This window comes from Acetivibrio ethanolgignens (assembly GCF_001461035.1).
Taxonomy (GTDB): domain Bacteria; phylum Bacillota; class Clostridia; order Lachnospirales; family Lachnospiraceae; genus Velocimicrobium; species Velocimicrobium ethanolgignens.
Genome location: NZ_LNAM01000116.1, coordinates 1 through 848, shown reverse-complemented (window position 1 = coordinate 848; position 848 = coordinate 1). Strand labels below are relative to the sequence as shown.

1 protein-coding gene is annotated in these 848 nt (G+C 34.6%); it reads right to left on the bottom strand.

The annotated features are described in order from the left end of the window. Positions 1 to 374: 374 nt before the first annotated feature. Complete coding sequence (locus tag ASU35_RS06650) at positions 375 to 644, bottom strand: hypothetical protein (RefSeq protein WP_058352267.1); 270 nt, start codon at positions 642 to 644, stop codon at positions 375 to 377. Between the last annotated feature and the right edge of the window lie 204 nt (positions 645 to 848).

Below are 848 nucleotides of genomic sequence, written 5' to 3'. Positions count from 1 at the left end.
TGCAATGTCAAAACTGCTTTTTCGTTTACCCCATCATCGATTGTAACCTAAAGAATTTTTCATATTACGGTTTTTATAACATAGTGATTCTAAGGAAAAATATGACTACATCTATTTAAAATGCTATTTTGAAATGTTATATTGTAAGCTTTTGCGGAATCTCTTTTCCGAGATTCCGCAAAAGTAACTGGTAACTGCTCTCATCATACCAAATATGCTTATTTGACTTCACCAAAAGCTTTAATTTTTTGTAAACGCCTAATAGCATGTCCCCTGTTCTACACTTCATTTTCTGAGATAATAGACTCAACATTCAAAAAGTTTAAATAGTTTAGTCTAAAAAGTTAACTCTAGTTTTTAGAACATAAGTTGAATTACTCCATTTTCCTAAACACCTCCACGATTCTCCCCTGCCATAAACTGATATCCTCATTTTCCGATATCTCACTTACTACTGCTTTCTGGTCAAGGCCCTGATAAGAAAATCCCAGCTCTCCGGCAGCAAAAAACAAAAGAAATAAAAGTGCTGCTACACATAGACGAAGCTGGAAATGTCCTTTTGCCGGTGTTTCCTGTCTTCTCCGTTTTTCTCCCCGGAATTCCCGTACCATGTCCTCTCTTGTTCTAATATAAGTATCGCCCATATAGATTCCTCCGTTTTTCTTTCTACTACAGCTTATACCATTTTGCCAGAAAATAGACTTACAAATCCGCAAATTTGCCTTGAATTTCCTTATTTTATATGTTACGATAGCATGGAGTAAAAATACTTTTACACTATGATTAATTAAAGGAGCTTCCTGTATAATTCAAATATAGGGAATTCCAAGAAAGAAGGTTGAGAAAAA

What these genes read in the sequence shown, in the direction of transcription:
- ASU35_RS06650 (WP_058352267.1), bottom strand. Translation starts at nt 644, where the DNA reads ATGGGCGATACTTATATTAGAACAAGAGAGGACATGGTACGGGAATTC.